Annotated in this window: 2 protein-coding genes; one reads left to right on the top strand and one right to left on the bottom strand. The window is 43.4% G+C overall.

Features of this window, described 5'->3' with window-relative positions:
- Positions 1–480 precede the first annotated feature (480 nt).
- Positions 481–5,676, top strand: a complete 5,196-nt coding sequence (locus QUB26_RS30765; protein ID WP_333321113.1) for a PAS domain S-box protein — start codon at positions 481–483, stop codon at positions 5,674–5,676.
- Positions 5,677–5,753: 77 nt separating this feature from the next.
- Here QUB26_RS30765 and QUB26_RS30770 read toward each other — a convergent pair whose 3' ends face one another.
- A complete protein-coding gene (locus tag QUB26_RS30770; protein WP_333321115.1) occupies positions 5,754–6,317 on the bottom strand; it encodes a Uma2 family endonuclease in 564 nt (187 codons plus the stop codon).
- Positions 6,318–6,464: the final 147 nt, after the last annotated feature.

The following is a 6,464-nucleotide window of genomic DNA, read 5'->3' on the forward strand; positions in this document are numbered from 1 at the left end:
ATGTGTCCTATTTTATAACACTTTTTTTACTCTGCTTACTTTTTTTCTCTGCTACCCCTACTTATTGAGCGGATACGCAAAATGGATAAGCTATAATGTTTGTAAAATCCATCATTTTCTCTATTTATTAGAAGTTGTCACGTAGAATATATAATGTAGAACTCAAAACATTTAATAGGGGGAGATAAAAACATTAAATAATTGTTGGGAAGGAGTGTGAGTATCGGGGTGGGGATATGGGCTACAGTTGCATTCATTTTTTTAAGTGGTATAAATGGCAATTTAGAATAAAACTTCTTTTCCGTTGACAGTCTAGTTGGTGCGTGATATAATTTTACTTATTAAACATATTATTTGTAAAGCTTGCTTACCCTCCCCCAATCTGACGATCGATGTATCTGTACGTGGAATTGAATGACTGCCCGGAAAATAAAAGGTAAAATTCAAGTTATTTTAATATTTTTTTGATTAACAAATATTATGAAAGCAGTTTTTAACTTAGCTTTGCCTCCTATCTGCTTTAAAGTTCTGTTAGTAGAAGACAACCCTCATGAAGCTGAGCTGATTGAAGATTTGCTGTCAGAAATAGGCGGCGCGCAGCGTATAGTGCTGACGAAAGTAGAGCGCCTCAGCGAAGCGCAGCAGCGATTGAATCAAGAAACTTTTGACATAATTTTATTAGACCTTTCATTGCCAGATAGTCGGGGAATCGAGACGGTTGCTCGGGTACAAGAGTACGGGGTAAATGTGCCGATCGTAGTTCTGACCGCCCAAAACGACGAAGAACTTGCCCTGCGGTTGATTTCTGTCGGCGTACAGGATTATTTGGTAAAAAGAAAAATCGACAGCGAACTGTTAATTCGATCGCTCCGCTACGCCATAGAACGCCAAAACAGTCAAGATGCTTTGCGAAAAAGTGAAGAAAAATATCGCTCGGTGGTGGAAAATTCCCTGATCGGCATTGCAATCATCGCTCCAATTATTGACAGCGAAATTCCTCTAAATTGCCACTGGATAGAAGTTAACGATGCCCTGTGCAATTTGCTGGGCTATGAGCGCTACGAACTCGTGCAAAATAATTGGCTAGAGTTGACTCATCCAGAAGATTTGGAGGCTAATTGTGAAAATTTTTCTCAGATGTTAGCAGGTAGGAGCGACGGTTACATCTTAGACAAAAGGTTGCTCAGAAAAAATGGCGAAATAGTTCACACGCGAGTTTCCCTGCGCTGCATCCGCCGCCTGGACAGGTCTATCGACCGGATAATAGAAGTAGTGTTGGACGTGAGCGATCGCTACCGCTACGAAGCCAAACTGAGAGCATCAGAAGAATTTTTAAACCACACCATAAATGCTACGCCAGACCCAATTTTTGTCAAAGACGAGCAACACCGCTGGATGATATTAAATGATGCTTTTTGTCAGTTGGTCGGCAAATCGCGGCAAGAACTGCTCGGCAAATCAGATTATGACTTTTTCCCCCAATCAGAAGCTGCTGTTTTTTGGACAAAAGATGAAGAAGTATTGACACCTGGTATCTGCTTGGAAACCGAAGAAAGCTTCACAGACTCTGCCGGAAAAGAACACATAATTTCTACCAAAAAAAGCGTCTTCAAAATAGCAGACGGCAGTAAAGTAATAGTGGGTACAATTAGAGATTTTACCGAATACAGAAAGCAACAAAAAGCCCTGGAACAAAGCGAAGCTCGCTTTCAAAAATTGGTAGCTAACCTGCCGGGAACAATTTATCAATTACGAATGTCAGCAACTGGAAAAATGTCTTTCCCTTACATCTCTTCAGGCAGCCGACAACTCTACGAATTAGAGGCAGAAGCAATAGAGCAAAATGCGGAACTGATTTCCAATGGAATTCACCCAGACGACCTCTTAGATTTAAAAGCATCAATGGCAATTTCAGCCACTACGCTGCAACCTTGGCAGCAGCAGTGGCGACAGACTTTGCCATCTGGAAAAGTTAAGTGGCTGCAAGGAGCGGCGAGACCAGAAAGGCTCACTAATGAGAGCAAATCTGGTAGCGAAGGCGATATTCTCTGGGATGGTTTAGTGATGGATATCACTGAATTAAAGCAGGCACAAACAGAGCGCGATCGTTTTTTTACCATCTCCTTAGACTTGCTTTGTATTGTAGGTTTTGACGGTCATTTTAAACGTTTAAACCCAGCTTGGTCAACAGCTTTAGGCTACAGTATTAGTGAATTGTTTGCCAAGCCAATGATCGAATTTGTTCATCCAGACGATCGAAAAGCCACCGCAGCCGAAGGAGCAAAACTAATCGCCGGTACGTCCAGTATCTCCTTTGAAAACCGCTACATCTGCAAAGACGGTTCTTACAAATACTTCCTGTGGACGGCATCGCCATTTAGCGAAGAAGGTTTAATCTACTCAGTCGGTCACGACATTACCTCTCGTAAACAAGCAGAGTCCCAACTCCAGCGACAAGCAGTAGCAATGGCCGCTGCTTATGACGGCATCGCTATTTTTAATAATAATAAAGAATGTATTTATTCCAACGACGCTTATCTCAAAATGTACGGCTTGGCTAGCCCTAGCGAAATGTATGGCAAGAAATGGAAAATGCTCTACAGCAAAGCAGAAAATATATTTTTTGAATTACAAATAATGCCGATGCTTCTGCAAAAAGGGTACTGCAATATAGAAGCGACCGGTCAGCGCCGTGACGGTACTAAGTTTCCTCAAGAATTGTCGCTGACAATGCTTGTCGGTGGCGAAATTATTTCTATAGTCCGCGATATAACTAATAGAAAACAGGTAGAATCCGCCCTACGATCGAGCCAGCGCCGCTACCAAACTTTAGCAGAAGCATCGCCAGTTTGCATATTTCACACTGACACATTTGGAAATTGTCTTTATGTGAATCAACGGTGGAGCGAAATTACGGGATTAAACGCAGAATTAGCAGCAGAAATTGGCTGGATGAATGCCATACATCCCGATGATGTGGATCGGGTAAAAAATGAATGGCATAGCTCAATTATTGATACAATTCCTTTTAAATCAGAATACCGATTTCAGCGTCCAGACGGTCGGGTAATTTGGGTGATCGGTCAGGCAATTGCAGAAATCGGAGACAAGCAGGAAATTAAAGGCTATATCGGCACTATTACTGATATTAGCGATCGCAAACAAGCAGAATTAGATTTGCTGCGAGTTACTCAAGCGGTGGAAAGCACCAGCGATGCGATCGGCATTGCTGACTTAACAGGGCGATCGCTCTACCACAATCAAGCCTTTGTTCAACAGTACGGCTACACAGCAGAAGAACTAAACACAGCAGGCGGATTAACAGCAATTTACCCCCAAACTAAAGTGCTGCTAGAAATGTTTAAAGCGCTCCGTAAAGGCAAATCTTGGCAAGGCGAACTCAAAATAAACACTAAAAACAACGAACTGGTAACAACTTTATTTCGCGCCGACGGTATTAAAGATGAAACTGGTCATTTAATCGGGTTAGTGGGAGTAATTACCGACATCACCGAACGCAAACAAGCGGAGATGGCACTGCAGCAGCAATTAAGGCGAGAACGGCTAGTAGTTGCTATGCTCGATCGCATTCGCTCTTCCCTAAATTTAGAAGAAGTCCTGACAACTGCTGTCGAACAAGTGCGGCAGTTTTTGCAAACAGACCGCACAGTTATTTACCGTTTTAATTCCGACTGGAGCGGCTTTGTCGTTGTGGAATCCGTGGCAAAAGATAGAATCTCCCTGCTAAATTTTAACAATATTGATGGCTGTTTCAAAGAAAAATTTGTTGAAGTTTATCAGAAAGGCGGTATTAGATCTATGGAAGATATTTACCGGGAAAATTTGACGGAATGCCACATGAAATTTCTCGAAAAAATTGAAGTAAAAGCTAACTTAATAGTACCGATTTTAAAAGCACGAGAAAGCATTCCCCAGACCCAACCGACTGCAGAAAATCAGCTCTGGGGACTGCTGATCGCCCAGGATTGCAGTGGCCCCCGTCCCTGGGATTCCTCAGAAATAGAATCTCTCCGGCAATTGTGCGTGCAATTGGCGATCGCGATCCAGCAATCGACGCTATTTCAACAAGCACAAACCGAAATTGCCGATCGCAAACTTGCAGAATCTGCCCTCCAACAAGCTGCATTAGCCGCAGAAAGCGCCAACCGCGCCAAAAGCGAATTTCTCGCCAACATGAGCCACGAACTACGCACGCCTTTAAACGGCGTTTTAGGTTACGCTCAAATCCTCAAAACCGACAAAGACTTAAACTCAGATCACCAAGAAAGTCTCAGCAATATTCAACAGTGCGGTCAACACCTGCTGATGCTAATCGACGATGTTTTAGACCTTTCCAAAATCGAAGCTAGAAAAATGGAACTCTACCCAGAAGAGTTAAATTTTCTAAATTTTACGAAAAATATTGCTGATCTGTTTCAGATGCGAGCCTCTCAAAAGGACATTTTATTCCATTACGAACAAGTCTCTCCCCTGCCTAGCTGCGTTCGTGTCGATCCAAAAAGATTGCGCCAAATTCTCATAAATTTACTCAGCAATGCCGTTAAATTTACTAACAGTGGCGGTGTGACTTTCAAAGTCGGCTATGTCGGCACAGGGGCCTGGAGTCGAGGGCAAGCAGAAAGTTATGAGTTCTCGACTTTGAGTTCGGAACTGAAAGAAAATTATATGCGCTTCGCCCACAATCCGATCGCAGCCCAACACGCTTTAAAAATCCGCTTTCAAGTCGAAGATACCGGCACTGGAATAGAGCGAAGCAAGTTAGAAGAAATATTTTTGCCTTTCCACCAAGTAGGAGGCAATACGTTTGTTGAAGGTACAGGTCTCGGACTCTCAATTAGCCAGAAATTAGCGAAACTAATGGGTGCCGAAATTCGCGTCCACAGCACTTTGGGAAAAGGCAGCACTTTTTGGGTAGATTTAGAATTGCCAGCAGCTAAACGGTACTTGGAGGTGTCTCCTTTGCAGGAAAAACGCTGGCTTGTAGGTTTTATCGGCAACAAACGGAAAGTGTTAATCGTGGATGACAATCAACAGAATCGCGATTTGTTGTGCAGGCTGCTTCGACGTTTAGGATTTGAGGTGGCAGAGGCCCAAAACGGCCAAGAATGTCTCTACAAAACAGTTGAATTTCAACCGGATGTCATTTTAATGGACTTGCGGATGCCTGTAATGGATGGCTTAGAAACTGCACGAAAACTGCGGCAGTTGCCGGAATTAAAAGATGTTGTGTTAATCGCTATGTCAGCGAGCGTTTTCGAGGCTACGCAGCAAGATAGCATCCTCGCAGGGTACGATGCTTTTGTTCCCAAACCGATCGAAGCAAATCACTTTTTGGAACAGTTGCGCGTGCGTTTGGGACTAGAATGGATTTATGGGGAATCTTCGGAAAACAAAAAGCGCAAACCTCCCAGTTTGTCACCAGCCTCTGATTTTCCTGCTTATTCTTCTCTGTTACCTGCGGCTTGTGAGTCGGTAGTAAAACTTTTGAAACTCGCAGCTATGGGCGACATTGAAGAAATTTTTGATGAGAGTGCTAAGCTGGAGAGTTTAGAACCTAATTTAATGCCGTTTGTCTCGAAGCTGCGCCTACTTGCTAAAGGATTTCAGCTCAAACAAATTCGGAATACTTTAAAGCAATATATCGATGGTCAGTAGTCAGTGGTCAGTGGTCAGTGGTCAGTAGTCAGTAGTCAGTAGTGATATCATGTCCGGTCGCTCGATCGGACATGATATCACTCTAATAGCCAACCAAATAATTCTCCTACTGTCAGTTGCAATTCCCTGGCAAAAGATGGCATGGGCAATAACTGTTCCGGTTCGTCAAACACCTCCGTTGATTGAGTCGGCCGATATACAAAAACCGATCGCTCCTCTGGATCGATTAACCAACCCATTTGAGTTCCGTGTTTGAGACAATGTAAAATATTTTTAGTAACTTTAGTTTGGCTTGGGTCGGGGGAGAGGATTTCAATTGTCCAATCCGGGGCGATCGCAAACACATTTGCCACACCACCATTTTCTTTACGGGGAATGCGCTCCCAAATGAATACAGTCACGTCGGGAACGATCGCTCGACCGCCAAAAATGCACCGTAGTTCTGGAAATGCTCGCGCCACCTTTTGAGGTTTGAGAGTAGCATTAGCAGCACTTATCAACTCGCCTTGAATGACACTATGTTCTCCTTGAGCCATCGGTTTTTGAATGATTGCACCGTCAATGTACTCGCTGGCTGGTTTGGTTTCTGGCAAATTCAGAAACTCTTGGAGTGTCAAAGATTTTGGCAGGGTTGGTACCATCCAATTTTAGCTATAAAATAGAGTTTCATCTGCTATTTTACCCAAAAGTCCCGGACTCGTGCGGGTCTACTTAGCAATGAGAATTAAATAACTTACAATTTATTGTTCTTGTGGGATGGGCGTCCCGCCCGTCCTTTCTGGACGGGC

This window comes from Microcoleus sp. B4-C1 (genome assembly GCF_036705285.1).
Lineage (GTDB): Bacteria > Cyanobacteriota > Cyanobacteriia > Cyanobacteriales > Microcoleaceae > Microcoleus.

What these genes read in the sequence shown, in the direction of transcription:
- QUB26_RS30765 (WP_333321113.1), top strand. Translation starts at nt 481, where the DNA reads ATGAAAGCAGTTTTTAACTTAGCTTTGCCTCCTATCTGCTTTAAAGTT.
- QUB26_RS30770 (WP_333321115.1), bottom strand. Translation starts at nt 6,317, where the DNA reads ATGGTACCAACCCTGCCAAAATCTTTGACACTCCAAGAGTTTCTGAAT.